The 26,324-nt window shown below is 72.1% G+C and carries 23 protein-coding genes; 16 read left to right on the top strand and 7 right to left on the bottom strand.

Annotated features, from left to right (window positions below):
• Positions 1–4 precede the first annotated feature (4 nt).
• Positions 5–994 carry an aldo/keto reductase gene (locus ACFWBF_RS13125; protein ID WP_385599719.1) on the bottom strand — a complete coding sequence of 330 codons (990 nt, stop codon included), beginning with the start codon at positions 992–994 and terminating at the stop codon, positions 5–7.
• Positions 995–1,187: 193 nt separating this feature from the next.
• On the opposite strand from ACFWBF_RS13125, the gene ACFWBF_RS13120 reads away from it, so the two are divergent.
• The 3 genes from ACFWBF_RS13120 to ACFWBF_RS13110 all read left to right on the top strand — a co-directional run bounded on the left by ACFWBF_RS13120 (position 1,188) and on the right by ACFWBF_RS13110 (position 6,915).
• Positions 1,188–5,174 (top strand): type I polyketide synthase, encoded by a 3,987-nt coding sequence (locus tag ACFWBF_RS13120; RefSeq protein WP_385599716.1) that lies wholly within the window; start codon positions 1,188–1,190, stop codon positions 5,172–5,174.
• Positions 5,175–5,284: 110 nt separating this feature from the next.
• Positions 5,285–5,914, top strand: coding sequence for a TetR/AcrR family transcriptional regulator (locus tag ACFWBF_RS13115; RefSeq protein WP_385234164.1), 630 nt, complete (start codon positions 5,285–5,287; stop codon positions 5,912–5,914).
• 110 nt (positions 5,915–6,024) lie between these two features.
• On the top strand, positions 6,025–6,915 hold the full coding sequence (locus ACFWBF_RS13110; RefSeq protein WP_385599713.1) for a RimK family alpha-L-glutamate ligase: 891 nt from the start codon (positions 6,025–6,027) through the stop codon (positions 6,913–6,915).
• A gap of 21 nt (positions 6,916–6,936) precedes the next feature.
• Here the strand turns inward: ACFWBF_RS13110 and trpS are convergent, their stop codons facing one another.
• The 3 genes from trpS to ACFWBF_RS13095 all read right to left on the bottom strand — a co-directional run bounded on the left by trpS (position 6,937) and on the right by ACFWBF_RS13095 (position 10,855).
• Positions 6,937–8,049 (bottom strand): tryptophan--tRNA ligase, encoded by a 1,113-nt coding sequence (gene trpS, locus ACFWBF_RS13105; protein WP_385599710.1) that lies wholly within the window; start codon positions 8,047–8,049, stop codon positions 6,937–6,939.
• Between the two features lie 178 nt (positions 8,050–8,227).
• A complete protein-coding gene (locus tag ACFWBF_RS13100) occupies positions 8,228–9,985 on the bottom strand; it encodes a flavin monoamine oxidase family protein (protein WP_385599707.1) in 1,758 nt (585 codons plus the stop codon).
• A 174-nt stretch (positions 9,986–10,159) separates the two neighbouring features.
• Complete coding sequence (locus tag ACFWBF_RS13095; protein WP_385599704.1) at positions 10,160–10,855, bottom strand: TetR/AcrR family transcriptional regulator; 696 nt, start codon at positions 10,853–10,855, stop codon at positions 10,160–10,162.
• 127 nt (positions 10,856–10,982) lie between these two features.
• Here ACFWBF_RS13095 and ACFWBF_RS13090 point away from each other — a divergent pair, with 127 nt between their 5' ends.
• The 7 genes from ACFWBF_RS13090 (at position 10,983) to ACFWBF_RS13060 (ending at position 18,661) form a co-directional block, all read left to right on the top strand.
• Positions 10,983–12,677, top strand: a complete 1,695-nt coding sequence (locus ACFWBF_RS13090; protein WP_385599701.1) for an amidohydrolase — start codon at positions 10,983–10,985, stop codon at positions 12,675–12,677.
• Positions 12,678–12,759: 82 nt separating this feature from the next.
• Positions 12,760–14,424, top strand: coding sequence for an ABC transporter substrate-binding protein (locus ACFWBF_RS13085; protein WP_385599698.1), 1,665 nt, complete (start codon positions 12,760–12,762; stop codon positions 14,422–14,424).
• Entirely contained in the window at positions 14,421–15,389 is a 969-nt protein-coding gene (locus tag ACFWBF_RS13080; protein ID WP_385599695.1) for an ABC transporter permease, read from the top strand. The genes ACFWBF_RS13085 and ACFWBF_RS13080 overlap by 4 nt, the downstream gene beginning before the upstream one ends.
• Positions 15,386–16,294 carry an ABC transporter permease gene (locus tag ACFWBF_RS13075; RefSeq protein WP_385599692.1) on the top strand — a complete coding sequence of 303 codons (909 nt, stop codon included), beginning with the start codon at positions 15,386–15,388 and terminating at the stop codon, positions 16,292–16,294. Before ACFWBF_RS13080 ends, ACFWBF_RS13075 begins: the two co-directional genes overlap by 4 nt.
• Positions 16,291–17,259 (top strand): ABC transporter ATP-binding protein, encoded by a 969-nt coding sequence (locus ACFWBF_RS13070; protein WP_385599688.1) that lies wholly within the window; start codon positions 16,291–16,293, stop codon positions 17,257–17,259. Before ACFWBF_RS13075 ends, ACFWBF_RS13070 begins: the two co-directional genes overlap by 4 nt.
• Positions 17,256–18,119 carry an ATP-binding cassette domain-containing protein gene (locus ACFWBF_RS13065; protein ID WP_385599685.1) on the top strand — a complete coding sequence of 288 codons (864 nt, stop codon included), beginning with the start codon at positions 17,256–17,258 and terminating at the stop codon, positions 18,117–18,119. The genes ACFWBF_RS13070 and ACFWBF_RS13065 overlap by 4 nt, the downstream gene beginning before the upstream one ends.
• 68 nt (positions 18,120–18,187) lie before the next feature.
• Positions 18,188–18,661, top strand: coding sequence for a hypothetical protein (locus ACFWBF_RS13060; protein WP_385599682.1), 474 nt, complete (start codon positions 18,188–18,190; stop codon positions 18,659–18,661).
• Here the strand turns inward: ACFWBF_RS13060 and cynR are convergent.
• Positions 18,624–19,583 (bottom strand): transcriptional regulator CynR, encoded by a 960-nt coding sequence (gene cynR, locus ACFWBF_RS13055; protein ID WP_385599680.1) that lies wholly within the window; start codon positions 19,581–19,583, stop codon positions 18,624–18,626. The genes ACFWBF_RS13060 and cynR overlap by 38 nt on opposite strands.
• Positions 19,584–19,707: 124 nt before the next feature.
• Between cynR and ACFWBF_RS13050 the strand changes: the two genes are divergently transcribed.
• From ACFWBF_RS13050 to ACFWBF_RS13040, 3 genes are all read left to right on the top strand, one after another.
• Entirely contained in the window at positions 19,708–20,292 is a 585-nt protein-coding gene (locus tag ACFWBF_RS13050; protein WP_385599678.1) for a carbonic anhydrase, read from the top strand.
• Positions 20,293–20,341: 49 nt separating this feature from the next.
• Positions 20,342–20,812, top strand: coding sequence for a cyanase (cynS, locus tag ACFWBF_RS13045; protein WP_385599675.1), 471 nt, complete (start codon positions 20,342–20,344; stop codon positions 20,810–20,812).
• Between the two features lie 85 nt (positions 20,813–20,897).
• Positions 20,898–21,167, top strand: coding sequence for a hypothetical protein (locus ACFWBF_RS13040; RefSeq protein ID WP_385599672.1), 270 nt, complete (start codon positions 20,898–20,900; stop codon positions 21,165–21,167).
• A gap of 12 nt (positions 21,168–21,179) precedes the next feature.
• Here the strand turns inward: ACFWBF_RS13040 and ACFWBF_RS13035 are convergent, their stop codons facing one another.
• Entirely contained in the window at positions 21,180–22,289 is a 1,110-nt protein-coding gene (locus ACFWBF_RS13035) for an FAD-dependent monooxygenase (RefSeq protein ID WP_385599670.1), read from the bottom strand.
• A gap of 183 nt (positions 22,290–22,472) precedes the next feature.
• Here ACFWBF_RS13035 and ACFWBF_RS13030 point away from each other — a divergent pair, with 183 nt between their 5' ends.
• Complete coding sequence (locus ACFWBF_RS13030; protein ID WP_385599667.1) at positions 22,473–23,414, top strand: TetR/AcrR family transcriptional regulator C-terminal domain-containing protein; 942 nt, start codon at positions 22,473–22,475, stop codon at positions 23,412–23,414.
• Here the strand turns inward: ACFWBF_RS13030 and ACFWBF_RS13025 are convergent.
• Complete coding sequence (locus tag ACFWBF_RS13025; protein WP_385599665.1) at positions 23,401–23,853, bottom strand: MarR family winged helix-turn-helix transcriptional regulator; 453 nt, start codon at positions 23,851–23,853, stop codon at positions 23,401–23,403. The two genes, ACFWBF_RS13030 and ACFWBF_RS13025, sit on opposite strands and share 14 nt — an antisense overlap.
• A 74-nt stretch (positions 23,854–23,927) precedes the next feature.
• Here ACFWBF_RS13025 and ACFWBF_RS13020 point away from each other — a divergent pair, with 74 nt between their 5' ends.
• The gene (locus tag ACFWBF_RS13020; RefSeq protein WP_385599662.1) at positions 23,928–24,782 is read left to right on the top strand and encodes an SDR family NAD(P)-dependent oxidoreductase; all 855 of its coding nucleotides are present in this window, start codon (positions 23,928–23,930) and stop codon (positions 24,780–24,782) included.
• Positions 24,783–24,956: 174 nt separating this feature from the next.
• A complete protein-coding gene (locus tag ACFWBF_RS13015; protein ID WP_385599659.1) occupies positions 24,957–26,219 on the top strand; it encodes an SGNH/GDSL hydrolase family protein in 1,263 nt (420 codons plus the stop codon).
• Positions 26,220–26,324 lie beyond the last annotated feature (105 nt).

Genomic DNA, 26,324 nt, shown 5'->3' with positions numbered 1-26,324 from the left:
CCGCTCAGCGGTCGATGAGCGCCATCATCCGGTCGTTGTAGCGGGGGCCGGCGACCTTGCCGGGCGCCGCGACCTCCTCGATCCGGGCGAGCAGTGCCGGGTCGAGCACGACCGAGGCGGCCCGGAGGTTGTCCTCCAGGTAGGTGCGGCGCTTGGTGCCCGGGATGGGCACGATGTCCTCGCCCTGGTGCAGCACCCACGCGATCGCGAGCTGCGCCGGGGTGAGGCCGTTCGCCTCGGCCAGCGCGCGGATGCGTCCGGCGATGGCCGTGTTGTGGTCGTAGTTCGATCCCTGCAGACGAGGGTCGTGGCTGCGGAAGTCGGTCTCCGGGTAGCTCTCGGCGCGGTCGACGGAGCCCGTCAGGAAACCGCGGCCGAGCGGGCAGAACCCGACGAGCCCGATGCCGAGTTCGCGCAGCAGCGGCAGGACGCCGTCCTCGAGGTTGCGCTCCCAGACCGAGAACTCGCTCTGGACGACGGACAGCGGGTGCACGGCGTGGGCGCGGCGGATGGTGCTCTCGCTCGCCTCGCACAGCCCCAGGAAGCGCACCTTGCCCTGGGCGACCAGCTCGGCCATCGTGCCCACGACGTCCTCGATGGGGACGTCCGGGTCGACGCGGTGCTGGTACAGGACGTCGATGTGATCGGTGCGCAGGCGCCGCAGCGAGGCCTCGACGACCTCGACGATGTGGGCGGGCCGGCTGTCGACGGGAGCCGTGGTGCCGTCCTTCAGCTTCATGGGGAAGCCGAACTTCGTGGCGATGACGGCCTGTTCGCGGCGGCCCTTGAGGGCTGCGCCGAGCAACTCCTCGTTGTCGTACGGGCCGTAGGCCTCGGCGGTGTCGAGGAGGGTGACGCCCAGGTCCAGGGCGCGGTGAAGGGTCAGGATCGATTCGGTGTCGTCGGGGGTGCCGTACCACTGGCTCATCCCCATGCAGCCGAGGCCCATGCGGGAGACCTCCAGGCCCTGACGGCCGAGTTTGGTGTGCTCCATGACGCGTTCTCCGTTCGCTTCGGGAAGTTAGATCAGAAGCCATGTTTGTACTCCAGGTCAAGATTTATGTGTCCCAAGTCACGTGAAACCCTTGTCAACATCGCGTTAAACCTGGCTACAAGGGAACTCGACGGCGGCTCAAAGTTGACTCCTCGTCTATTCTTGGACGGGTCAACACCGTTGAGGGGGAGTCATGAAGCGGTCGATTCACGTGCAGGGCGAAGAGGTGGCGGTCGTCGGGATGGGCTGCCGGTTCCCCGGTGCCGACGGCGTCGAGGAGTTCTGGGACCTGCTGACGCGCAACGCGGACGCCGTCATCGAAGTCCCGGCCGACCGCTTCGACATCGAAGCCGTCTACCACGAGGCCCCCGCGCCACCCGGCCGGACCGCCTCCCGCCATGGCGGCTTCCTGTCCGAGGCCTTCGCGTTCGACTCCCTGTTCTTCGGGATATCGCACGCCGAGGCCCGGGACATGGACCCGCAGCAGCGCCTGCTGCTGCACGTCGCCTGGGAGGCGTTCGAAGACGCCGGGATCCGGCCCTCCACCCTCGCGGGGACCCCGACAGGAGTCTTCGTCGGTCAGGCCACCGCCGAGTACGGCGAAGTGGGCGCCGGCCACGCCGTCTCGGGCATTCGCAGCGCGGCCGGCAGCCGGCTGCGAGCCACCACCGCGGGGCGCCTTTCCTACGCCTTCGACCTGCGCGGCCCCAGCCTCGTCCTGGACACCGCCTGCTCCTCCTCGCTCGTCGCCGTCCACGCCGCGCGGCAGAGCCTGTTGGCCGGCGAGAGCGACCTGGCCGTAGCGGGAGGCGTCAGCTTCGTCCTTTCCCCGGCCGACGCGATCGCCTATTCACAAGCCGGCATGCTCGCCCCCGACGGGCGCTGCAAGTTCGCCGACTCCTCCGCCGACGGCTTCGTACGCAGCGAGGGCGTCGGGGCCGTGGTCCTCAAGCGGCTCTCCGACGCCCGCCGCGACGGCGACCGGGTCCTCGCCGTCCTGCGCGGCAGCGCCGTGGTCAACGACGGGCGCGGCAGCGGCCTGCTCCTCCAGCCCGCCGTCGACGGCCAAGTGGAAACCGCCCGCACCGCCTGGCGGAGCGCCGGCATCGATCCGGCCGACCTGCGCTACGTCGAGGCGCACGGCACCGGCACGGTCACCGGCGACGGGGTCGAACTGCGGGCGCTCGCCGAAGCGGTGGCCGGCCGGCGGCGGCCCGGGGACCCGCTGCTCGTCGGCTCGGTGAAGACCAACATCGGCCACGCCGAGGCAGCCGCCGGCATCGCCGGTCTCATCAAGGCGGTGCTGATCAGCCGCCACGGCCTGATCCCCGCCTCCCTGCACCTCCACCAGCCCCACGAGATCCTCGCCGCCGAGGGCTCCCCGCTCGCGGTCGTCACCGCCAACCGCCCGCTGGACGCCGCGGCCGGAGCCCCGCTGATCGGGGTCAGCTCCTTCGGCATCTCGGGCACCAACGCCCATGTCGTGGTCGGCGCGTACGAGCACGAGGCCGCCGGGGACGAGCAGGGGCACGTCCCCGGGGCCGTGCCCGGGGACGTCGTACGGGCCGCGCGCGCGGCCGAACCGGCCTTCGCGCGCCCCGAGTCCGGCCCGGGAGACCCGCAGCTGCTCGTACTCTCCGCCCGCTCGCACGCCTCGCTGCTCGCGCTGGCCCGGTCGTACGCCGCACACCTGGGCCCCGCCGGACCCGGGCGCGACGTACCCCTGCGGGACCTGTGCGCGGCGGCGGCCCTGCGCCGCGACGCCCACCCGTACCGGCTGTGGGCCGTGGCCGGCACGCACGAGGAGCTCGCCGCCGCCCTGACCGCGCTGGCCGAGGGCCGTGAGGTCCCGGGCGCGGGCGTCGCCGAGGCGGGATTCTCCCCGCGCCCCACCGTCTTCGTCTTCCCCGGCCAGGGTTCCCAGTGGCCCCGGATGGGCCGCGGCCTGCTGGCCGCCTCGCCCGCCTTCGCGGCGGCCATGGCCGCCTGTGACGAGGTGGTCCGCGCGGAACTGGGCTGGTCCCCGCTCGCCTGGCTGGAACGCGACGAACTGCCCGCCGAGATCGACGTGGTCCAGCCGCTCCTGTGGTCCATGGAGGTGGCGCTCGCCGCGACCTGGCGTTCCATGGGCGTCACACCGGACCTCTGCATCGGCCACAGCATGGGCGAGGCCGCCGCCGCACAGGCCGTGGGCGCGCTCTCCCTCGCCGACGCGGCCGCCGTCATCTGCCGCCGCAGTCGGCTGATGAAGCGGCTGGCCGGGCAGGGTGCCATGCTCGCCGTCGAACTGTCCGCCGACGACGCACGGGACGTCGCCGCCCCGCACGGGCAGGCCGTCTGCGTGGCCGCCGAGAACGCCCCGCTCGGCACCGTCCTGGCCGGCGACGCCGAAGCCCTGCGGCAGATCGGCGAGGAACTGACCGCGCGCGGGCTCTTCAGCCGCCCGGTCCGCGTGGACGTCGCCTCGCACTCACCGGCCATGGACGCCCTGCGCGAGGAACTGCCGGCCGCACTGGGCTCGTTGGCGCCCGCCGCGCCGCACACCGCCATGGTCTCCACCACCCGGTGCGCCCCGGTCACCGGACCCGACCTCGATCCGGCGTACTGGATGGACAACCTGCGCCTGCCGGTACGGTTCGTCGACACCGTACGCGGCATCCTCAAGGCCGACGCCCCCGTGTTCGTCGAGGTCAGCCCGCACCCGCTGCTCGTCGGCGCCCTAGAGCAGACCCGGGAGGAGGCGGGGGCACAGGGAGCGGCCGTTGCCTCGCTGCGGCGCGGGCAGGACGAGCGGACCGCACTGGTCCAGGCACTCGGCCAGGTGTACGCGCACGGCGGCCGGGTGGCGTGGGAGCAGTGGTTCGGCGCCGCACCCCGGGACGTACCGCTGCCCCGCTACAGCTGGGACACCCGTGAGTTCCGGCTGACCGACGAGCAGGCGGTCTGCCCCGCGCCGTCGCCGATCGCCCCGCCCGTCCCGTTCGTGCGCGAGAGCCCGCTCAGCGCCTGGGGTTCGGGCGAGTGGGGGAGCGCGGTCTCCGTGCGCGGGCTGACGCCGGTGCCGCCGGTGGTCTACCTGGCGGCCGCCCTGGACGCGGGGCGCGCGCTGGCAGGAACCGCCGACCTGGAACTGTTGGACGCCCGGCTCGGTGACACGTACGTGGACGCCGGCGAGGCCGCCGCCCTCTCGCTGCGCACCACCGTGCTGCCCGCGCCCGGCGGCGGGGAGTGGGAGGTCCGGGTCGAGGCCATCGGCAAGGGGACGGCCGCCGTGTGCCTGCGGGCCCGGCTGCGGCCGGCCGCAGCGGAGGAGGGCGAGGACGGCGACACCGGAACCGCCCGGGTGGACGCCGCACTTGAGCGGTGCACGCGCTTCCACCGCGCCGCCGCCTTCCGCACATTGGCCGCGGACCGCGGCTACACGATCGACCCGCGCTTCGACGGCGTACGGCGACTGTGGACCGGGGAGGCCGAGGCCGTCGCCCGGATGACGACGCCGCAGGTCCCCTACCCCGCGTCGCTGGAGTCGGCTTTCCAGCCATTGCTCGCCGCCCTGCCGGCACAGCTGCGGCTGCCCGTTTCCTTCGACCGGGTCCGGCTGCCGGAGCGGCTCGACGGGGAGTTTTGGAGCCTCGCCCGCCGCACGGCCGACGCGGACCGCGCCGACGTCGAGGTCGTGTCCGCCGAGGGGCACCGGCTCGCGGTCTTCGAGGGGATCCGGCTGCGCCCCGCGGCTCCCGCCGAAGCCCCCTCGGGTGCGCTCCGCTCCGGTGCGGGCGCGCTGCTGTCCGCCCTCGCGGGACTCGCGGGGGAGGCCGCCGCATGGCTCGCCCCCGAGCAGCGGGTCGCCGTACGGGCCAAGGCCCAGGCACCCGTGCAGACACCCGCTCGCACACCCTCCGTACCTTCCGCGCCGGTACCCGATCGGCCCGCGCCCACGCCGCCGCCGATGCCGGCCGGGCTGACGGTGGAGGCTTTCGCGTCGCATGCGGCGGTGGTGCTCGGCATGCCCGCCGATCTGCTCGACTCACGAAGGCCGCTGCGCGATTTCGGACTGGACTCCCTGATGGCGACGCGGCTGCGCCGGCGGGTGCGGGAGGAGCACGGCGTGGACATCGCGTTGGACCGGCTGTTGGGCGGGGCGAGTGTGGCGGAGGTGGTGCGGGATTCGGCCGGATGACGAGGTCAGGGGGGTGCCGGGGCATTGCCAGAAACGTTGACCGCAATCTAAAGTTAATTGGGAGTCAATGTACGGGCACTCCATGCCGACCTGCTGAACGGAATAGCGCGATGGACCCACTCCCCTCCACGGCCCCTCGTACCCCCCCGGGGCGCCGCGAACGGAACAAGCAGAAAGTCCGGGAGAGTGTCTACGCCTCGGCCCTGGCTCTGTTCGCCGAACAGGGCTATGACAAGACCACGATCGACGAGATCGCCGAGCGCGCCGATGTCGCCCGCGGTACTTTCTTCAACTATTTCTCCCGCAAGGAAGACCTCATCACTGCATGGGGTGAACAGCGGCGACACAAACTGCGGGAGCGTCTGGAGATGGTGGAGCCGCATCGCGGCGGAAGCGTGGCCGCCCAGCTCGAACGGTGCATGGTTGCGCTGGCCGATATCAACGAGGAGGAGCGCGAAGTGGCGGGCGCGATGCTGGCCGCATGGGTGAAAGCGGGCCGGCCGCTCCTCGAAGAGCCTTACGCCGCCGAGATATTCGCCGGAATTCTCCAGACCGGGCGGGCCGTGGGCGAGATTTCGTCGGAGGTGGACCCGCAGCGAGTGGGAAACGTGCTGCGTGACGTCTACCTCGGTGTGCTTTACCGCTGGTCCCGAGAAACCGATCCGGACATTTCCCTCCATGACGAACTCCATGGAGTGCTCGGCATCTTTCTCCACGGAATCATCGCGGCAAAGCGCTAGCAGGCCGACCCCGCGGTGGACGTGCTGACCGGTGCGCCACCCCCTGGGTACGCACCGGGTCGCCGTCGCGCCCGCAGCTTTCGCAGGTCCGTTCGACAAAGGGGTGAGGTATGGCGCGTACAGGTGCGGGCGGGTCGGCAATGCGCCGTGTCGCCCTCGCGACCGACGGGTTCGGCCGGGAGCACGACGCGGAACTGCCGCTGCTGGTCGCGGCGTTGCGCGCTCGCGGCATCGACGCGGAGGCGGTCGGCTGGGACGAGGCCGGGTACGACTGGGCCGCGCAGGACGCCGTGGTGATCCGCTCCACCTGGGAGTACACGCGCCGGCTGCCCGAGTTCCTGACGTGGGCCGACCGCGTCGCCGCGGTGACCGCGCTGCACAGCCCCGCCCGGGTGGTGCGCTGGAACAGCGACAAGACGTACCTCGCGGAGCTCACCGCCCGCGGGGTGGCGACCGTACCGACCCGGTTCATCGCTCCCGGCGAGGACGCCCGGCTTCCGGAGCACGGCGAGATCGTGGTCAAGCCGTCGGTCTCGGCCGGCGCCCGCAACAGCGCCCGGTACACCGAGGAACAGCGGGACGCGGCCGAGGCCCACGTACGCCTGCTGCACGCGGACGGCGAGACCGCGATGGTCCAGCCGTACATGGAGCGGATCGTCGAAGGCGAACGCGCGCTGGTGTTCCTGGGCGGGGAGTTCAGCCACGCGATGCGCAAGGGGCCGGTGCTCACGGACACGGGACGCGTCGACAACGAGCGCGTACCGCACCCCGACCTGATCGCACACGTCCCCGACGCGGCCGAACGGGCCGTGGCCGCCGCGGCGTTGGCCGTGGTCAAGACCCCCGCGGGCGACCCGCTGCTGTACGCGCGGGTCGACCTCGCGCTGGCCCGGGACGGCTCCCCGGTCGTGATGGAACTGGAGCTGATCGAGCCCAACCTCTTCCTGACGACGGCCGAGGGCGCAGTCGAGCGCTTCGTGGAGGCCGTCGCCAGGCTGTGAGCGCAGCCCGACGGCCGCGGTTCAGTAGTGGCTGTTCATCGCGGTGCGCACCTGCGCGAGGGTGGCCTCGGCGACGGCGTTGGCCCGCGCGTTGCCCTCCCGGAGAACCTGGCGCAGGTACCCGCGGTCCCCGGCGTACGCGGTGCGCCGCGCCCGGATCGGGGCCAGGTGCTCGTTGACGGCCTCGGTCACGTGCTTCTTGAGGGCGGCCGAGCCCGCCGCGCCGATCTCCTCGGCGATCTCCCGGGGGTCCCGGTCCTGGCAGAGGGCCGCCAGCAGGAGCAAGGAGGAGACCTCCGGGCGGGCTCCGGGATCGTAGGTGATGTGCCGCTCGGAGTCGGTCTTCGCACCGCGCAGCAGCCGGGCGGTCTCGTCGGCGTCGGCGGCCAGAGCGATGGCGTTGCCCCGGCTCTTGCTCATCTTGCCGCCGTCGGTGCCCAGGAGCAGCGGGGCGGCGGACAGCAGGGCGTCGGGTTCGGGGAAGACGGGAGTCCCGTTGCCGTAGCGGTCGTTGAAGCGCCGCGCGATGGTGCGGGTCAGTTCGAGGTGGGGGAGCTGGTCCTGCCCGACGGGGACGAGGTGGGCCTTGCAGAAGAGGATGTCGGCGGCCTGGTGGGCGGGGTAGGTGAACATCAGGCCGCTGACGGAGGACTGGCGCGAGTGGGCGATCTCGTCCTTGACCGTGGGGTTGCGGTTCAGCTCGGCGACCGAGACCAGGCTGAGGAAGGGCAGCAGCAGCTGGTTGAGGGCGGGGACCGCGCTGTGGGTGAAGATCGTGGACCGCTGCGGGTCGACGCCGATGGCGAGGTGGTCCAGTACGAGGTCCTCGACGACCTCGGTGAGGTTGTCGGCGACGTCGCGGTCCGTCAGCACCTGGTAGTCGGCGATGACCACGAACGTCTCCACCCCCAGGTCCTGGAGACGGACCCGATTGTGGAGGGTGCCGAAGTAGTGCCCCAGATGGAGCCGGCCGGTGGGCCGGTCCCCGGTCAGGATGCGGAAGCGGCCCGGGTCGCGGCGGATCTCCCGCTCCAGTACGGCGCTGCGGGCCTGGGCCGTGGACGTACCCAGCGTGTCGGTGGTGTGCGCGTCGGCGGCGTACGTGTCGGTGGTGTGCGTGTCGGTGGTGTTCACGGAGTCTCCTGAAAGGTCGACGCCACCCCCATGGCCGGCCGTCCACCCCGTTCCAGGGACACGAAAGGGCCGCCCATCAGGGCGGCCCGGGTCATGCGTGGGAAGTGGCCACCCTCAGAGGGTGCGCCACCAGCTCAGGCACGAGGAACGATGCATGAAGCGATCATACCGTGCGCCGTCAGATCTGGTGGGCTATCTCGCCCGCGACGCGTTCGCCGGAGACCACCGCCGCGTTCAGCGTGGAGTTCTCCACGTCGGTGTGCTCGCCCGCGAAGTGGACGCGGCCCTCCTGCACCTCTTCGTGGCCCGCGAACGAGGTGTACTGGCCGACCTTGTAGTAGTGGTAGGCGCCGAGGTGCCAGGGGTCGAGCGACCAGTGGTCCTCGTACGCCTTCCCGGTGTACGCGGCCGTCGTGCCGGGGTAGAGGTGCTCGATCTGGGAGAGGAACCACCGCACGTCCGCGGCCGGGGCCGGGCCGTGGGCGGCTCCGGTGAGCGCGGTGCGGGCGGTGTTCCCGCCGGGGAAGTTCACCAGCAGCGCCGGTGCGCCTCCCGGGCCCTGGGCGACCGAGCCGTCCCAGGCCGTCTGATAGCCGAGCGGGCCGGTGTTGGTGATGCCGTTGAAGCCGAGCCGCGGCCAGGTCTTCGCCGAGAGTTGGGTGACGATCTTCGCGTTGTGGCCCATGCCCTGTTCGCGGATGGCGGTCATCTTGCGGGCGGAAAGGTTCGCCCCCGAGAGGTCGACGTTGCGCAGGGTGCTGAACGGCAGGGCCAGCACCACGTGGTCCGCCGTCACCGAGACCGTGCTGCCCGAGCGGTCGAAGGTGCAGGTGTAGCTGCGATCGCCGTTCTGGCGCAGCGCGATGAGCTCGTACCCCTGCCGCACGGCCCCGGCCGGGAGCTGCGCGGCCATCCCGCTGACGAGCCGGTCGTTGCCGCCGACCAGGTGGTACTTCTCGTCGAAGCCGCCGCCGGCGAAGGTGGCCGAGGACCCGAGGAAGCCGATCATCCCGAGTGCGGAGGCCTCGGCGGGCTCACCGCCGGACTGGAGCTGGAGGGACTGCACGAGCTGGCCGAGCCGGGAATCGGCGGCCAGCCCGATCTCGTCGAGGTAGTCCAGGCAGGACAGCCGGTCCAGCCGCCGCGCCTCGGGAGTGCTGTTGTCGTAGCGGGCCGTGCCCGCCGCCCGGTACGAGGCGTTGAAGGCCTCGTACGCCTCGGCCACCCAGTCCTGCTGCTGCCGGTCCCCGGTGTACGGGCCGTTGCCGATCCAGGCGGTGTAGTCCCCGTCGTCCAGGGCGCCGCCGTTCGCGTACTCCCGTGCGATGCCGAGGCTGTGGGCCAGGCCGAGGATCGCGGTGTCGGACGAGCTGATGAAGGACCCGCCGTGCTCGTGGACCGCGCCGTTGTCGAAGAATCCGCGCAACGACCAGCAACGGCCGCCGATGTGGGTGGTGTCGGCCTCGTAGACGGTGGCCGCGACCGGGTGGCCCTGGGTCCACAGCCGGTGCGCGCAGCGCAGCCCCGCGAGTCCCGCGCCGATGATCGCGATACGGGGGCCGGGCGTCGGGCTGTCGCCGGCCGCAGCCGCCGGGCGCGGGGCGAGGGGGGCGCCGGGCAGCGCCGCGGCCGCGGCCAGGGCGCCCGCGGTACCGAGGAGCCGGCGACGGCTGGGCGTACGGCTGCCCGTATCGGCCGACCCGGTTTCGGACGAGGCGAGTCGGTGCTCGGCGTGCTCGGAGTGCTCGTCGTGCTCGGCGCGTGCGCGGCGGGTGCGCTCGGCGGCCTCGCCGGCGACCTCCGCCACGGGCATGGAGCGCCGGAGTGCCTCGGCGTGCAGCGAAAACGCGAGGCGCAGCCGGTCGGGGATGCCGGCGCGGTTGGCGGACCGGGGCGGGGCGGCAGGTTCCTGGTGCGGGTGACGCATGCGATGCATGTGATCCCTCTCCTCGGCGGACCGGGTCGGGCAGGCGTGGGGGCCGCGGCGATTCCCGGCGGTATCCGTGAAGGGGGAGTGAACCGTCGGCGCAACGCCGTTGTCAACGGTGTTGCGCCGAGATGCACGGAAAGGCCGGGCGGGAAGGCCCCGCCCGGCAGGGTGAGAGTGCGTCTACGCCTCGCGCAGCGCCTCGGCCCGCGTCTCGATCGCGGTGATCAGCGCCTCGACCCGCGCGTGGAAGATCTGCTCGTCCGTCACCTCGGCGAGCTCCGCGCTCAACCGCGTGATGTGGGGGAATCCCTGGGCGTCGACCAGGCGGTACTCGCGGCTCCAGGAGGATTCGTCGGCCTCGCGGATGTCCGGGTCGAAGAGCAGGTAGGCGGCGCGCTGGCCGACGAAGGCGAGGAGCGAGTCGCCGACCATCCGGTAGTGGACGGCCGCCTCGGCGCCTTCGAGCCCGGCCTCCATGACCGCGGCGAGGATGAGCTCGACCACCCGGAACTCGTTGGGCCGCCGGGTGGTCCGGCTGGCCATGGTCGAGCCGACCACGGGGTACTTGAGCGCGACCTCCAGGGAGCCGTCGGCGAGCGCCCGCAGCCGGCCCTTCCAGTCGAGGCCCTCGGGGATGCTGTCGAGCACCTCGCCGAGCGTGCGGTCGGCGACGGACAGCAGGAGCTCGTCCTTGTCGCGGAAGTGGCGGTAGATCGCGGTCGGATCGGCGCCGAGTTCCTCGCCGAGACGCCGGACGGTGAAGGCGTCCTCGCTGCCGCGGGCCGCGATGCGCAGGCTCGCTTCGATGATCGCGTCGGGTGTGAGCTGGCTGCCCGAACGCTTGGTCCGGGCGGGGGTGTCGGATGGCTTCGGCATGGTGCGGCCAGTGTAACGATGTGGAACAGAGCGAGCGCAACACCGTTGACAACAATGTTGCGCTCCCGTTCACTCCTCCTCAACAACAAGCCGAGCGGGTTCGCCCGCCGAGCCGGAGGATGCGTCGATGTCCAACCAAAGGCAGCCGATCGGGCAGCTGGCCGACACCGTCTTCGTGGGAGGGAAGGTCTTCACCGCGACAGGCCCGGCCCCGGTGGACGCCGCCGTCGCCGTCGCGGGCGGCAGGATCCTCGCCGTAGCCGACGAGGCCGAGGTGCGCGCCCTCGCGGGCCCCGACACCGAGGTGGTCGACCTCGCGGGCGGACTGCTCGTCCCCGGATTCCAGGACGCCCACGTCCACCCGGTGGTGGCGGGCGTCCAGATGCTCAGCTGCGACCTGAGCGAGGAACGCACCATCGACGGCTACCTGAAGGTGGTCTCCGAGTACGCCGAAGCCCACCCCGAAGCGGCCTGGATCCGCGGCGGCGGCTGGTCGATGGACATCTTCCCCGGCGGCACGCCCACCCGGGCCATGCTCGACGAGGTGGTCCCGGACCGGCCCGTCATGCTCACGAACCGCGACGGCCACGGAGCCTGGGTCAACACCCGGGCGTTCCACCTCGCCGGCGTCGACCGGGACACCCCCGACCCGGCGGACGGCCGGATCGAGCGGGAGCCGGACGGCACCCCGGCCGGCACCCTCCAGGAGGGCGCCATGGAACTGGTCGCCCGGCACGTCCCCATCGCCACGCCGGACGAGGCGCACGTCGGCCTGCTGGCCGCGCAGGAACACCTCTTCTCCCTCGGCGTGACCAGCTGGCAGGACGCCATGATCGGCGCCTTCCCCGGCAACCCGGACAACTTCGGGGTCTACCTGCGGGCGGCCCGCGAGGGCTCCCTGCGCGCCCGCGTCGTCGGCGCCCTGTGGTGGGACCGCGAGCGCGGCCTGGAGCAGATACCCGACCTGGAGGAGCGCCGCCGTACGGGCCAGGTGGGCCGCTTCAAGGCGACCAGCGTCAAGATCATGCAGGACGGCATCGCCGAGAACTTCACCGCCGGGATGCTGGAGCCCTACCTCGACGGATGCGGCTGCGCCACCGCGAACTCCGGGCTCAGCTTCATCGATCCGCAGGTGCTCGACCAGGCGGTGGGCATCCTGGACCGCTCGGGCTTCCAGATCCACTTCCACGCGCTGGGAGACCGCGCCGTCCGGGAGGTGCTCGACGCGCTGACCGGGGCCCTCGCGGCCAACGGCGCCAACGACAACCGCCACCACCTCGCCCACCTGCAGATCGTCCACCCCGACGACGTCAAGCGCTTCGCGGCCCTGGGCGCGGCCGCGAACATCCAGGCGCTGTGGGCCGCGCACGAACCACAGATGGACGAGCTGACGATCCCCTTCCTCGGGCCCGAACGAGCAGCCCTCCAATACCCGTTCGGGGACCTCCAGCGCGCCGGAGCCCGACTCGTCGCCGGCAGCGACTGGTCCGTGAGCAGCCCCAACCCGCTCTGGGGCATCCACGTCGCCGTCAACCGCGCCGTGCCGGACGAGGCGCCCAACGCCCCCGGGACCCGCGAACCCTGCCCGCCGTTCTTCCCGGAACAGGCCCTGACCCTCTCCCAGGCACTGACCGCCTACACCGCGGGCAGCGCCTGGGCGAACCACCTCGACGACGTCACCGGCACCGTCGAAGAGGGCAAGTACGCCGACCTCGTCGTCCTGGACCGCAACCCCTTCGAGCGCCCCAGCGAGGAGATCGCCGAGACCCGGGTGCTGCGGACCTACCTCGACGGCGAACTCGTCTTCCACGCAACGCACTGAGTCACCGGACGCACCGAGCCACCGGCCGGCCGCCCCGGCCCTGGCCCCGTACCCCTCGCAGCCCACCCTCAGGAGTCAGACGATGCCATCAGCCCGATCGAGAGCGGCCCGGCCCCGACGGATCCGCCACGCCCTGGCAGCCGGCCTCGCGGCGGCCGCCGTGCTCATCACCAGCGCGTGCGGTGGCCCCGCCCGCCCCGACACGGACACGGCCACCGCGTACCGGATCACCGACAAGACCCCCGCCGCCACGGGCAACCTGGATTCCTTCACCTGGTCGCTCTTCGCGGAGCCCACCACCATCGACTACGCCTACTCGTTCGACTACCCGCCCAACCAGATCCTCGCCAACGTCTGCGAGAGCCTGCTGCGCTGGAACCCGGACCTGACGACCTCGCCCAACCTCGCGGCCTCGTACGCCAACCCCACACCCACCACCTGGGTCTACCAGATCCGCCCCGGCGTGCGCTTCCACGACGGCACGGCGCTCACCGCGGACGACGTCGTCGCCTCACTGCGCCGCAACCTCGACCCCGCCACGGCCAGCGTCTGGGCCAACCCCTTCCGGAACGTGCAGTCGGTCGACCGCACCGGTCCGATGGAGGTCACCGTCACCCTGGCCAAGCCGGACTCCACCTTCAACAAGTACCTGGCCGCCAGCCCCGGCACCGTGGAGTCGGCGGCCACCCTGGCCAAGTCCGGCAAGGACTACGGCAATCCGCAGACCGGCGTGAACTGTACCGGCCCCTTCTCCTTCGAGTCCTGGACCTCCGGCCAGTCGCTCACCCTCAAGCGGTTCGACGACTACTGGAACCCCGAGCTCAAGGCGAAGGCCGGCCGCGCGAAGTTCGTCTTCCTGGCCGACCCGACGACCCGGGTCAACGCCTTCCAGAGCGGCGAGGTCGACGGCGGCTGGATGGTCCCGCCGAACGCGTACGACCAACTGCGCGCCGGCCAGGCCGGAACCCTCTACTTCGGCCGCAACACCAGCGTCGCCGACGAGGTGGTCGGCAACCTCAAGGGACCGCTGGGCGACGCCCGGGTACGCCAGGCCCTGCTCATGGCCATCGACCGCAAGGGCATCGTCAAGGCCGGAGCCGGCGGGGTGGGCGAGGTCGCCGGCTCCCTGGTCACCGACAACCTCTGGAGCGAGGCGCCCGCCGCGACCCGCGAGGGACTCCTCAAGGACGTGCCGAACTACCCGTACGACCCGGCCAAGGCCAAGGCGCTCGCCGCCGAGGCCGGCGTGAACGGCCAGAAGATCGTCATCGCGACGAGCCCGCTCGACTCCCAGACGACGATCATCACCCAGGCCGTCGCCCAGGCCGCCACGGCCATCGGACTGAAGCCGCAGATCGACTCCGTCTCCGCGGAGAAGTACACGACCCTCTTCACCGACGCGGCCGCACGCGAGGGCATCGACCTCTTCCTCACCTTCTGGTACACCTCCATCACCGACCCGCTGGACATGTACGGCTCCCTGCAGACCGGCGCGTTCAGCAACTACGGCAACTGGTCCCACCCGGCCTTCGACGCTGCCGTCGACCGTGCCGTCGGCGCCTACGACCCGGCCGAGCACGCCGCCGCCAACGCCGAGGCCCAGAAGATCGCCCTGCGGGAACTGCCCTGGCTGCCCCTGTACACCCAGCCCGTCAGCGTCTTCCTGGGCAAGCGGATCACCGGCGTCCAGCCGTCCATCGCCTACCTCTACTACCCGTGGGCGGCCGAGATCGGGGCCAAGGGATGACGGCCGCGGCGGCCCGGACCGTCCGGGCGCTGCGCAGACTCGCCGGGATGGCGGCAACCCTGCTCGTCACCTCGTTCCTGGTGTTCTCCTCGCTCTTCCTCGCCCCCGGTGACCCGGCCGCGTTCCTGGTGAAGGGGCGCAGCCCGAGCCCGGAGGAACTCGCCGCGATCCGCAGCCAGTACGGATTCGACGAGCCGTTCCTCGTCCGGTACTGGAACTGGTTCGAAGGGGTGCTGCGCGGCGACTTCGGCCGCTCGTACCTCTTCCACCAGGACGTCGGCGCGGTCATCTGGTCGCGCCTGCCCTCCTCCCTGCTGCTGATCGGCGTATCCGCCCTGATGATCGCGGTGGTGGGCGTCGGCTCCGGCATCGTCGGCGCGCTGCGCCGGGGCACGCGCACCGACCGCTCCCTGATGCTCCTGGTCACCATCGGCGCGGCCGCACCCGCCTTCGTCGCCGCGCTGCTGCTCCGGTCGGTCCTGGGGGTCCAGCTCGGCTGGTTCCCGACGATCGGGAACGGCACCGGCGTACTGGACCGGCTGCACCACGTGGTGCTCCCGGCCGCGGCCCTGTCCGTCACCTTCGTGGCGCTGGTGACCCGCGTGACCCGCTCCTCGATGCTCGACGAACTGCGGCGCGAGCACGTCGAGGTCGCCCTCAGCCGGGGGACACCCCGGCGGACGGTGATACGGCGCCACGTCCTGCGCAACGCGCTGGGACCGATCGTGACGGTCTCCGCGCTGCTGGTCTCGGGCATGCTGGTCAGCACCGCGATCGTGGAGACGGCGTTCGGCATGTCCGGGGTGGGATCGCTCCTGGTGCAGTCGGTGGACCAACTGGACTTCCAGGTCGTACAGGCCATCGTGCTGCTGGTCGTGGCCGCGTTCGTCGTGGTCAACGCCCTCGTCGACCTGCTGCACCCGCTGATCGACCCGCGGACGGCGGCAGGGGGGAGCGCCCGATGAGCGCACGCACGCAAACCAAGGCCCTCACACCGTCGAAGGCACCCGGCGCGGCCCCGGCCCCCCTGCGGGGCGCCCTCGGCCGGCTCCGCACCCTCGGCGGCGGCCCGCTCCACCGGATCTGCCTCTTCCTCCTCGTCCTGTTCGTCCTCGTCGCGCTGCTGGCCCCCTGGCTCGCGCCCCAGGACCCGACCTTCGGCCACCTCGGCGACACCCTCCTCGACCCGAGCGCCGACTACTGGCTCGGCACCGACCAGGGCGGCCACGACACCTTCTCGGCGCTGATCGTCGGTACGCGCACCAGCCTCACCGGCCCCCTCGCGGTGGTGTGCTTCTCCACCGTCGCCGGCATCGCCGTCGGACTGTTCACCGCCTGGCGGGGCGGCTGGATCGACACCCTCGTCGGCCGGGTGCTCGACGTGGTCTTCGCCTTCCCCGCGCTGCTGATGGCGATCCTGGCGGTCGCCCTCTTCGGCAAGGGGATGACGGCCCCCGTCATCGCCATGGCCATCGCCTACATGCCGTACACCGCACGCCTGGTACGCGCCCTGGCCGTACAGGAAAAGGCCCGCCCCTACGTCGCCGCCTACCGGGTCCAGGGCCACTCCGCCCTGTTCGTCACCGTGCGCAGGGTGCTGCCCAACATCGCCCCGACCCTGCTCGCCCAGTCGACGGTGAACTTCGGGTACGCCCTGCTCGACCTCGCCGCCCTCTCCTTCCTGGGGCTGGGCGTACAACCGCCGACACCGGACTGGGGCGCCATGATCAACCAGGGACAGACGGCCGTGCTGCAGGGCCGGCCGCTCTCCGCCATCGCGCCGGCCGTCGCCGTGGTCCTGGTCGTCGTCGCCTTCAACGTCGTCGGGGAAAGCCTCGGCGACCGACTCGCGGGGAGGGATTCGCGATGACACTGCTCGAATACGACGAACTCGCCGTCACACTGCCCTCGATGGCCCGCCCGATCCTGGACGGCGTCAGTCTCAACGTCCGCGCCGGGGAGGTCGTCGCCCTGGTCGGCGAATCCGGCTCGGGGAAATCGGTCACCGCCCGCGCCGCCCTCGGCCTGTTCCCCACGGGCGCGGAGCTCGGCGGCCGGGTCCGCGTCGACGGGATCGACCTCGTCGGCGCCGACGCCGCGAGCCTGCGTACGGTACGCACCTCCACCGCGTCGATGATCTACCAGGACCCGCGCGCGGCCATCAACCCGGTTCGCCGCGTCGGGGACTTCCTCACCGAACCGCTGCGCCTGGTCCACGGCTGGTCCCGGGACCGGGCGAACGCCAGGGCGGCCGAACTGCTCACCGCGGTCGGCCTGCCGGACCCGCCCCGGCACCTGAACCAGTATCCGCACGAGCTCTCCGGCGGCATGCTCCAGCGTGTCGTGATCGCGGCGGCCCTCACCACCGAACCCCGGCTGCTGCTCTGCGACGAACCGACCACCGCACTCGACGTCAGCACCCAGGCCGAGATCCTGGCCATCCTGGGCCGCCTCCAGCGCGACCGCGGCCTCGGACTCCTGCTGATCACCCACGACATCGAGCTCGCGGCCGCGTCCAGCGACCGGATCTACGTCATGTACGCGGGCCGGATCGTCGAGACGGCGCCCGTCACGGAGCTCTTCACCTCCCCCCGCCACCCCTACACCGCGGGCCTGCTCGGCTCCTCCCCACCGCTGGAGGGGCCGATCGCCCGCCTCACCCCCATCCCCGGCGCCCCCATGGGCCTGCTGGAATCCGCGCCCGGATGCGCCTTCGCGCCCCGCTGCCGCTTCGCCGAACCCGGCCGCTGCGACACGGCCGCGCCGCGGCTGGAGCAGCACGGCCCGGCCCAGGTCGCCTGCCACCGCGCCGCCGAACTCCGGGAGGACCGTTGACCGCCACCGATTCCGCCCCGCCCCTCCTCCAGGTCACGGGGCTGCGCAAGACCTACCGCACCGGCGGCACGGAGGTCGTCGCCGTCGACGGCCTGTCCTTCTCGCTGCGCTCGGGCGGGGCGCTCGGCATCGTCGGGGAGTCCGGTTCCGGGAAGACCACCACGGCACGGATGCTGATCGGTCTCGAACACCCCGACGCGGGCGAGATCCTCGTCCAGGGGGAGCCGCTGGCCAGGTCCGTACGGGGGCGGGCGGCCCGGCTGGCGCGGGCCAAGGCGGTCCAGATCGTCTTCCAGGACCCGTACCTCTCGCTGGACGCCCGGATCGGCATCGGCGCGACCATCGACGGCGTCCTGCGGCTGCACGGCTCCCACGACCGCGCGGCCCGCGCGCGGCGGGTCGGAGAGCTGCTGGCCCAGGTCGGGCTCGGCGAGCGCGAGGCCGCCGCCCTGCCCCGCCACCTCTCCGGCGGGCAGCGCCAACGCGCCGCCATCGCCCGGGCGTTGGCGGTGGACCCGGCCGTCCTCGTACTCGACGAGGCGGTGTCCGCGCTCGACGTGTCGGTACAGGCGCAGGTGCTCAACCTGCTGTCGGACATCCGGCGCGACACCGGCATCGGGCTCGTCTTCGTCAGCCACGACCTCGCCGTCGTCCGCTACGTCTGTGACGAGGCCCTGGTCATGTACCGGGGCCGGACCATGGAACACCGCCCCGTGCGTGAACTGCTCGCCTCCCCGCAGCACCCGTACACCCAGCTGCTGCTGGCGTCCGTTCCGCACGTGGGATGGGACCCCGACTCGATCAGCCGACGGCGCCGCGAGCTGGATCCGCTGACGGGGGGAGGTCCGTCTGGGGTATGACGCGGCGCGCGCAAAGTCCTACTTTGCTCGTAAGAGTGCCGTCTGTCCGTCAACGTACGGTGAAGTACATGGACAGGAAAGCGGGACGTGGCGGACGGGGCGGCAACGGTTGTGCGTGGATGGCGGTGGGGGCGGCCCTGGTCGTCGTGGCCGGTATCGCCGTCCTCGGCAGCGACATGACCTGGCTCAAGAGGTCGGTCGGCGGGGCCGGCTGGTACCTGACGTACGAGGCCAAGGGCGCGGACGGGCACACGTCGCAGGCCCGGGAGATCTTCTACGGCCGGAACGTCGACAGGTACAAGTCAGGTGTCTCCACCGAACGTGTCGGGTCCGTCCCGCTGCCCTGGACCCAGGAGGCGGTGATCAACGTCGGCGAGAAGGCCAGGGTCGAGGTCCGCCCCCAGAAGGGTGGTGTGGCCTCGTGCCGGATCCTCCTCGACGGCATCCGCGAGGTCGCCTCGGGCACCTCGCCCGCCCCGGGCGAGCCGGCGGTGTGCGAGGTCGTCACCAGCTCGACCCCGGAGAAATGGGACCGGAAGTAGTGCCGGCCCCCGAGTGGGCGGGAGGGTAGCCGCGGTCCCGTACGAGTTCCCCGGCGAGCCGGCTGAACGCACGGGCGGCAGCGGGCTGGTAGGCGCTCTCCCGGCGCAGGAGGGCCACGGTGCGCGCGGGCAGGGCCGGGTCCAGGGGGACCGGGGCCAGGTGGGGGTGGTCGTCGGTGACGGCATCGGGCAGGACGGTGACCAGCGGGGTGCGCCGGACGATCTCGGTGAGCGCCTGGATGGAGTTGGCTTCCACGGCGATGCGCGGCCGCACCCGGTGGGCGTCGAGGTAGGCGTCGATGTGCCCGCGTGTCGCGAAATCCCCGCTGAGCAGGGCCAGATGACGCCCCGCCAGGTCCCGTACGGGCAGTGGCTCCGGGTCCCCGCCCTCGGGCAGGTGCGCGGTGGCAGCGACGAGGCTGAGCGTCTCGGTGAACAGCGCGACCGCGCCGATCCCGGGCAGGTGGGCGCCGTGGAAGGCGATGCCGAGGTCGAGTTCGTCGGCCAGCAGACCCGCTTCGATGCGGTCCTGCGTCAGCTCCTTCACGTCCAGGCTGATGCCCGGGTGGCGGGAGTGGAGCTCCGCGGTGAGCGGCCCGACGAGATAGGCGGTGAAGGTCGGGGTGACCGCCAGCCGTAGGTGCCCCCGGGAGAGGTCGGCGACGTCGAGTACGGCGCGCTCCGCCGCCGCCAGGTCCCGCAGCGCCCGCCGGGCGTAGTGCGCGTACGTTTCGCCGGCGTCGGTCAGGCGTACGGTCCGCCCGGTGCGGTCCAGTAGCTGTGCGCCCACCATCCGCTCCAGCTGTTTGACCTGCTGGGACAGGGTGGGCTGGGAGATCCGCAGCTCCTCGGCGGCGCGCGTGAAACCGGCGTGCTCGGCGACGGCGAGCAAATAGCGCAGATGACGTAGTTCCGGAGCCATGGACAGCACTATAGATGACATCGATGGCTGGTATGAACATCACGTCTTGGACACTATGGATGCAGGTCATGCATGGTGGAACTCGTCAGCCCCACGGGGCCGACAGCCACCGAAGGGAGTGACCGTGCACGACCTCACCGAGGGCGTCACCCGATTCCGGCGCGACGTCTACCCGGCCAAGGCGGAGCTCTTCGCCCACCTGGCCGCGACCCACCGGCCGAAGACGCTGTTCATCAGCTGCTCCGACGCCCGCGTGGTGCCGGAACTGATCACCCAGAGCGAACCGGGCGAGCTGTTCGTCATCCGCACCGCCGGCAACCTCGTCCCGGCCCGCACCACCGGCCCGGACGGCGTCGCAGCCAGCATCGAGTACGCCGTGGCCGTCCTCGGCGTCACCGACATCGTGGTGTGCGGGCACTCCGCCTGCGGTGCGATGACCGCCCTCGCCGAGCAGCACGACCTGAGCGCCGCGCCCGCGATCGCCGACTGGCTGCGCCACGCGGCCCCAGGCGGCGGATCGCAGCAGGTGGAAGCCCTGGTGCGCGAGAACGTCCTCGCCCAACGGGCGAATCTGGCCACCCACCCGGCGGTGGCCCGCGCCCTGGCGGCCAAGGCGGTCACCCTGCACGCCTGGGTCTACGACATCCCCACCGGAACCGTCGAGCAGCTCGGCGACACCGCCACCCGCCGGCCCGTCCTCGCGGTCTGACTCCGCTCCCTCCCCGCGAACGCGCCCCCTTTCGAAAGGAAGCACTCCCATGGTGCATGCCCAGTTCGACCCCGCCGCCCGTCAGAGCCTGGCCCTCGCCGCCGTCGACGCCAAGATCCGCAGGGACCTGTCCTGGCAGCAGATCGCCGACGCCGCGGGCCTGTCGGTCGCCTTCGTCACCGCCGCCGTACTCGGCCAGCACCCCCTGCCGGAGGCCGCGGCGAAGGCCGTCGCCGAGCTCCTGGGCCTGGACGACGACGCGGCGCCGCTGCTCCAGACCATCCCGACCCGCGGCTCGATCGACGGCGCCATCCCCACCGACCCGACCATCTACCGCTTCCACGAGATGCTCCAGGTCTACGGCACCACCCTCAAGGCCCTGGTCCACGAGCAGTTCGGCGACGGCATCATCAGCGCGATCAACTTCAAGCTCGACGTGAAGAAGGTCGCCGACCCCGAGGGCGGCGAGCGCGCGGTCATCACCCTGGACGGCAAGTACCTCCCGACCAAGCCGTTCTGACCGCTCGTACGGAGACAAGCCCCCAGCCCCCGGCCACCAGCCCCCGCCGGGCGCGAATCGCCGGGATGATGAACACTTGTCCTTCATGAGCGAACAGCACAGCAGTCAGGTCAAGGCCGGCCCGGGTGGGGCGATGACCGACGAGGTCGGCGTCATCACCGGCGATCTCACCGTCACCACCACGGCGCAACCGCAGGGCCTGGCCCGGATCGACGTCCAGTACACCGACGCGGACGAGTGGTACACCCTGACCGGGAGCCCCGTACCCGTGCCGGCCGGGGGTCTGGCCGATCTGCACGCGCGGGTCCTGGACGCGGTCCGGGCCGGGGGCGGGGCCGAGGCGCCCGGCGCGTGACGGGGACGGGCGTCAGGCGTCGAGCCCGATGGCGTTCTTGGCCCGGGCAACGGATTCCTCGGAGGCCGGGCCGCCCGGGTTCTCGGTGGCCAGGGCCTGGTTGAGGGTCACGAACGGCCGCATGCGCTCCTCGTAGCGGCCGAACGCGGCACGGTGGCCGGCGCCCGCCCGGCCCAGCTCGTCGGCGAGTACGTGGGCGCCGACCAGGGCCAGGCTGGTGCCCTGCCCCGACAGCGGGGAAGCGCAGTAGCCGGCGTCCCCGAGCAGTACGACCCGGCCCCGCGACCAGCGGTCGACGTGGATCTGGGCCATCGCGTCGCAGTAGAAGTCGGGCGCCTCGGCGGCGGCCTCGGCCAGCCTCGCCGCCTCCCAGCGCAGCGCCCCCAGCTTCTCGGTGACCAGTCCCCGCAGCCAACCGGTGTCGCGGTGGTCGCCGTCGAGGGGGCCGGACTCGAATCCGAAGGCGATCCGCAGCTCGGTGTTGTCGCGCACGGGCATGATGCCGAAGCCCGCGTCGCCGTCCCGAAGCCATGTCTGCCAGTTGTCCAGCCCGAGGAAGTTCTCCGCGCTGAACACCGACACGTAGCTGCCCAGATGCCGGGAGAACTGCTCCTGCGGCCCGAACGCCAGCCGCCGTACCGTCGAGTGCAGTCCGTCGGCTCCCACCACCAGATCGAAGGTGCGCGAGGGGCCGTGCGCGAAGTCGGCGCGCACGCCGTCGTCGCTCTCGGTCAGGGCGGTGAGGCTGTCGCCGAAGAGGTGCTCGACGTCCTTGCGCGTGCGCTCGTGGAGCAGGCGGACCAGGTCCTCCCGCAACAGCTCGATGTCGGCGCTGTCGAGGCGCCCGCTGCTGAAGGTGGCCTCGGTGGACCGGTCGATCTCGTTGCCGTCGGCGTCGAGTATCGACATGCCGCGCATCCGGGTGCGTAGCTCCCGCGCCTGCTCCAGGAGCCCCATGCGGTCGACGACCTCGAGCGCGACGCCGCGGATGTCCACGGCCTGGCCGCCCCGGCGCAGGGCGGGGGAGCGTTCCACCACCGTGGGCTCGAGGCCGCGGTGGTGGAGCAGGTGGGCGAGTGCGGACCCGGCGATTCCGCCACCGGAGATCAAGACAGTGGTCATGTCGAAGCTCCTTCGATACGGTGTACGCAACTGAATGTACGGCGTACTCGAACCGCTTCCAACTGGCCTTTTGCGACTACTGTACTAGGGCAGAAGCCACGGTTGAACGTATCGCGGCCGGTAGCCTCTGCACTAGTACAGGGCTGGCAGGCCGGAAAAAAAGAATGGGAGAGGTGATTCGGCGTGGCCGAGACAACCGATGACGCACCGAACGCGCCCTACGCACGCATCGCCGCCGACATCCGGCGCCGCATCCGGGACGGCGAGCTCGCGCCGGGGGACCGGGTCCCCTCGACCCGGCAGCTGGCCAGGGACCACGGGGTCGCGCTGGCCACCGCCACCAAGGCGCTGACCGCGCTGCGCATGGAAGGGCTCGTGGAAACCCGCCCGCGCGCGGCCACGGTCGTCGCGGGCCGCGCGGAGCCGCGGCCCCCGCAGCGGCGTGCCGTCCCGCCCGTGGACCAGGAGCTGACGCGGGCGGGGATCGTCCGTACCGCCATCGCGATCGCCGATGCCGAGGGGCTCGCCGCGCTCTCCATGCGGGGTGTCGCCGCGCGGATGGGCGTGGCCGCGATGTCCCCGTACCGCCATGTCGGGAGCAAGGAGGAGCTCGTCCTGCTCATGGCGGACGCCGCCTTCGGGGAGCTGGCGTACCCCGACCCGGGCCCCGAGGGCTGGCGGGCCCGCCTGGAGCTCGGCGGGCGCACGATGTGGCGGCTCTACCGCAGGCATCCCTGGCTCGCCCACCTCGGCCCGCTCGGGCGCCCCCTGATGCTGCCGAACCTCATGGTGCACGCCGAGTGGATGCTCGGAGCCCTGGACGGGCACGGTCTCGACGCGGTGACCATGTTCGACCTGCACGTGCTGCTCTACGGCTACGTACAGGGCATCGCGGTCAACCTCGAACAGGAGGCCCAGACCGAGGCGGCCACCGGTCTCACCGAGGACCAGTGGATGGACCTCCACGCCTCGTCACTGGACGCGCTCGTCACGTCGGGCCGGTTTCCCGTCTTCGCGCGGACCGTGACCGCACTCCAGGAGGGCTACGACCTGGACCTCGACGCGCTGTTCGAGTTCGGCCTGCGGCCGCTGCTCGACGGGATCGCCCGCATCATCGGCCCTTGAGCTTGGCCCACACGGTCTCCAGTGCCTGGATGTCGGAGTCGTCCAGCCGGTCGTCGAAGACCTCCCGCAGGGCCTCCCGGCGGGTGGCGTCGGCCTCGGCGAACGCCTCGCGGCCGGCGGCGGTGAGCGCGACGCACACGGATCGGGCGTCGGTGGGGGAGGGTGCCCGCTCCACCAGGCCGCGGGCCTGGAGCTGGTCGACCACGCGGGAGACCTGGCTGCGGCTGAGCAGCGTCCTGGCCCCCAGGGCGGAGGCGGCGACCGGCTCGCGCTGGCCGCTCAGCCAGAGCATCACCTCGAACCAGGACAGCGGCAGGTCGTGGGCCCGCGACAGGGCCTGGTCGATCCGGGCCGAGAGCGTGGTGCCCGCCCAGATCAGACCGTAAAAGGCATGATCGCGAGGGGTGAGGTCACCCATGGTGAGGTCGGTGCGTGGCATGAGGCGAGGGTACCTGTTTGCGTGTGCGCGCACATATCTATATTGTGTGTACACGCACAGAAATGGAGAACCCCATGACCACCGCGAACACCCCCAAGACGGTCCTGATCACCGGCACCTCCTCCGGCATCGGACTCGCCGCAGCCGTGGCCGCCGCCGAGGCCGGCTGGCAGGTCGTCGCCACCATGCGCGACACCGGCAAGGCCGATCCGCTCCGCCGCGCTGCCGCCGCGGCCGGCGTCGCCGACCGCATCCAGGTCAAGCGTCTGGACGTGGTCGACCACGGATCCGTCACCGACTGCCTCGACGAGGTGCTCGGCGAGTACGGCCACCTGGACGCCGTGGTCAACAACGCGGGCGCCGGCCGCGTGGGCACGATCGAGCAGGGCAGCGTCGAGGACGTCCGCGCGACGATGGAGGTGAACTTCTTCGGAGTCGTGGCGGTCACCCGGGCGGCCATGCCGCACCTGCGCGCCTCGCGGGGCCGCGTGATCACGGTCACCAGCGTGGGCGGAGTGGTCGGGCAGCCCTTCAACGAGGCCTACTGCGCGGCCAAGTTCGCGGTCGAGGGCTTCATGGAGTCGCTGGCCCCGGTCGCCGCGACCGTCGGCGTCGGCGTCACGGTCGTCGAACCGGGCGCCGTGGCCAGCGAGTTCGTCGCGAGCGTGGGCGTGGACGTCCCCGCACTGCTGGCGGCGGCGGGCCCGTACGCCCCGGCGCTCCAGGCGTACATCGAGCGCACCATGAAGACCTTCGGCCAGGCGCAGACCCCGGCCGAGGCGGCCCGGCCGATCGTCGAAGCCCTGACCGCCGAGGAGCCCGCGTTCCGGGTGCAGACCTCCGACTGGGCCCGCGACTTCGTCGCCGCCAAGCTCTCCGACCTGGACGGCTCCGCGGTCCAGGCCGTGACGGAAAGCTGGATGCGCTGACGCCGGCCGCGGCCACGCGGCGGGGCCCGCTGCTCTCGCTGCATGCAGGGAGTCTTTCGGATCCTGTACCGGCGCTCCAGCGCTGTGGACTTCGGTGGCTTCATGACCACCCACCGATCGACCACCCGGCGGCCCGGCTCGTCACATTTCCCTGGCGCGCCGGGTCAGAGGGGCATGACTGCCAAGACGATCGCCCTCGCCCTCCCGCTCGCCGCCGTCCTCGTCGCCGGGGTCGCGACCACGGCCGCCGCCGCCCGCCCGACGCCCTGGCGCAGTGCCTGGGGCACTTCGCAGCAGGCACCCGCGCACACCGACTGGTACCCCAACTGGTCCGAGGCGGGCTTCGCCGACCACTCCGTACGCCAGGTGATCCGCGTCGGCGCCCAGGGCTCCGAGCTGCGCGTACGGCTCTCCAACGCGTACGGCACCACCCCGCTTCGGCTGACCGGCGCGAGCGTCGCCCGCAGCGCCGGCGGAGCCGCGGTGCAGCCGCAGAGCGTACGCCCGCTCCGCTTCGACGGGACCGGCGCGGTGACGATCCCCGCCGGCCGGGAGCTGTCGAGCGACGCGCTGGACCTGCCCGTCGCCGCCTTCGAGCAGCTCACCGTCACCCTGTACTTCGAGGGCCCCACCGGCCCGGCCACCTTCCACAACGCCGCCATGGCGACCACCTACCGGGCCGGCGGGGACCACCTCGGGGACGCCTCCGCGGAGGCGTTCACGGAGCAGAGCTACTCCTGGTACTACCTGGCCGGCATCGACGTGAAGAGCGGCGCCGGCCCGGTCGGCCGCCCGGGCGCGGTCGTCGCCTTCGGCGACTCCCTCACCGACGGCTTCGGCTCCACGCCCGGCGCCGACCGCCGCTACACCGACGCCCTCGCCGACCGCCTCGCCGCGGCCGGGCGTCCGCGCCCCGTGGTCAACGCCGGCATCGGCGGCAACAAGCTGCTGGGCGACTCCGAGTGCTACGGCGAGAGCGGCCTCGAACGCTTCCGCCGGGACGCGCTCGCCCGCCCGGACGTGCGTACCGTCATCGTCCTGGAGGGCACCAACGACATCGTCCAGCCCGACCTGCCCGCCGACCACTGCAACACACCCAGCCCCAAGGTCACCGCGCAGGAGCTCATCGCCGGCCACCGGCGGCTGATCCGCGAGGCCCACGCCCGCGGCGTCCGGATCCTCGGCACCACCATCCCGCCGTACTGGGACCGCGACGCCGCCTACTGGACCGAGCGCGGCGAGAGCGTACGCACCGCCGTCAACACGTGGATCCGTACCAGCGGGGCCTATGACGGCGTCGTCGACCTGGACCGGGCCGTGGCCGACCCGGCCGACCCGCGGAAGATCCGGCAGGAGTACGCCGCGCCCGACCACCTCCACCTCAATGACGACGGGTACAAGGCGCTGGCCGCCACCATCGACCTGAACTCCCTCTAGTGCTGTGACCGGAAAGGTTCACCGCGTCGCGCCGACCGGTACGGCGCCTCGCCGTGTTGTCGGACCGCGCAAGTACGTCCTGTGCTGTGACCGGCCCCGGAGCCG

This window comes from Streptomyces sp. NPDC060028, from assembly GCF_042736725.1.
In the GTDB taxonomy this organism is placed as follows: Bacteria; Actinomycetota; Actinomycetes; order Streptomycetales; family Streptomycetaceae; genus Streptomyces.
The sequence above is the reverse complement of the archived record's forward strand: the minus strand, read 5'-3'. Positions and strand labels throughout refer to the sequence as shown.

What these genes read in the sequence shown, in the direction of transcription:
- ACFWBF_RS13125 (WP_385599719.1), bottom strand. Translation starts at nt 994, where the DNA reads ATGGAGCACACCAAACTCGGCCGTCAGGGCCTGGAGGTCTCCCGCATG.
- ACFWBF_RS13120 (WP_385599716.1), top strand. Translation starts at nt 1,188, where the DNA reads ATGAAGCGGTCGATTCACGTGCAGGGCGAAGAGGTGGCGGTCGTCGGG.
- ACFWBF_RS13115 (WP_385234164.1), top strand. Translation starts at nt 5,285, where the DNA reads ATGGACCCACTCCCCTCCACGGCCCCTCGTACCCCCCCGGGGCGCCGC.
- ACFWBF_RS13110 (WP_385599713.1), top strand. Translation starts at nt 6,025, where the DNA reads ATGGCGCGTACAGGTGCGGGCGGGTCGGCAATGCGCCGTGTCGCCCTC.
- ACFWBF_RS13100 (WP_385599707.1), bottom strand. Translation starts at nt 9,985, where the DNA reads ATGCATCGCATGCGTCACCCGCACCAGGAACCTGCCGCCCCGCCCCGG.
- ACFWBF_RS13095 (WP_385599704.1), bottom strand. Translation starts at nt 10,855, where the DNA reads ATGCCGAAGCCATCCGACACCCCCGCCCGGACCAAGCGTTCGGGCAGC.
- ACFWBF_RS13090 (WP_385599701.1), top strand. Translation starts at nt 10,983, where the DNA reads ATGTCCAACCAAAGGCAGCCGATCGGGCAGCTGGCCGACACCGTCTTC.
- ACFWBF_RS13085 (WP_385599698.1), top strand. Translation starts at nt 12,760, where the DNA reads ATGCCATCAGCCCGATCGAGAGCGGCCCGGCCCCGACGGATCCGCCAC.
- ACFWBF_RS13080 (WP_385599695.1), top strand. Translation starts at nt 14,421, where the DNA reads ATGACGGCCGCGGCGGCCCGGACCGTCCGGGCGCTGCGCAGACTCGCC.
- ACFWBF_RS13075 (WP_385599692.1), top strand. Translation starts at nt 15,386, where the DNA reads ATGAGCGCACGCACGCAAACCAAGGCCCTCACACCGTCGAAGGCACCC.
- ACFWBF_RS13070 (WP_385599688.1), top strand. Translation starts at nt 16,291, where the DNA reads ATGACACTGCTCGAATACGACGAACTCGCCGTCACACTGCCCTCGATG.
- ACFWBF_RS13060 (WP_385599682.1), top strand. Translation starts at nt 18,188, where the DNA reads ATGGACAGGAAAGCGGGACGTGGCGGACGGGGCGGCAACGGTTGTGCG.
- cynR (WP_385599680.1), bottom strand. Translation starts at nt 19,583, where the DNA reads ATGGCTCCGGAACTACGTCATCTGCGCTATTTGCTCGCCGTCGCCGAG.
- cynS (WP_385599675.1), top strand. Translation starts at nt 20,342, where the DNA reads ATGGTGCATGCCCAGTTCGACCCCGCCGCCCGTCAGAGCCTGGCCCTC.
- ACFWBF_RS13040 (WP_385599672.1), top strand. Translation starts at nt 20,898, where the DNA reads ATGAGCGAACAGCACAGCAGTCAGGTCAAGGCCGGCCCGGGTGGGGCG.
- ACFWBF_RS13035 (WP_385599670.1), bottom strand. Translation starts at nt 22,289, where the DNA reads ATGACCACTGTCTTGATCTCCGGTGGCGGAATCGCCGGGTCCGCACTC.
- ACFWBF_RS13025 (WP_385599665.1), bottom strand. Translation starts at nt 23,853, where the DNA reads ATGCCACGCACCGACCTCACCATGGGTGACCTCACCCCTCGCGATCAT.
- ACFWBF_RS13020 (WP_385599662.1), top strand. Translation starts at nt 23,928, where the DNA reads ATGACCACCGCGAACACCCCCAAGACGGTCCTGATCACCGGCACCTCC.
- ACFWBF_RS13015 (WP_385599659.1), top strand. Translation starts at nt 24,957, where the DNA reads ATGACTGCCAAGACGATCGCCCTCGCCCTCCCGCTCGCCGCCGTCCTC.